Consider the following 794-nt stretch of genomic DNA (forward strand, 5'->3'; position numbering starts at 1 on the left):
GTAGGCGTGCTGTCGTTGCTATCAGCCAACGGGTTGATATCAACCGTCGGTGCAAGAGTATCGATCACCCCACCATTTTCTGTGTCACTGGCGGTATTGCCGGCGGCATCGGTGACACTAGCATCCACTTGGAATGCGCCTTCTGCAAGTGGGATCGGTACATCCACCGACCACGTACCATCAGCCAGTACCGTCGCAGTTAAAGTTTGCACCGTGCCGTTAGCATCTGTCACAGTGATACTTACCAGTCCACCAATTTCATCACTTCTACCAGTAATGGTAGGCGTGCTATCGCTCGTTGCAGCAAGCGGATCAATATCAAAGCTTGGCGCTTGAGTGTCAATTACTCCGCCGTTTTCAGTATCAGACGCGGTATTACCTGCCGCATCAGTGACGCTGGCATCCACTTGGAATGCGCCCTCTGCAAGCGGCGTCGGTATATCCACCGACCACGTACCATCTGCCAGTACCGTCGCGATTAAGGTTTGTACTGCCCCCGTCGCATCAGTGACGATGACACTGACGAGACCACCAATTTCATCACTGCTACCAGTGATGGTGGGCGTGGTATCGTTCGTTGCAGCAAGTGGATCAATATCAAAAGTAGGCGCTTGGGTGTCAATTACTCCGCCGTTTTCAGTATCAGACGCGGTATTACCTGCCGCATCAGTGACACTAGCATCAACAACAAAAGCGCCTTCTGCAAGCGGGGTCGGTACATCCACCGACCAACTGCCATCAGCCAACACAGTGGCAGTTAAGGTTTGTATATCGCCATTGGCATCGGTGACCGT

The 794-nt window shown here is 52.8% G+C and carries 1 protein-coding gene; it reads right to left on the reverse strand.

All coding sequences use genetic code 11. The features are described from left to right. Nucleotides 1-794 (reverse strand): Ig-like domain-containing protein (locus H5187_RS23800; protein ID WP_182798505.1); only part of this gene is annotated, 794 nt, incomplete at both ends.

The sequence above is a fragment of the Pseudoalteromonas sp. SG44-1 genome, assembly GCF_014164315.1.
Classification (GTDB): Bacteria; Pseudomonadota; Gammaproteobacteria; order Enterobacterales; family Alteromonadaceae; genus Pseudoalteromonas; species Pseudoalteromonas rhizosphaerae.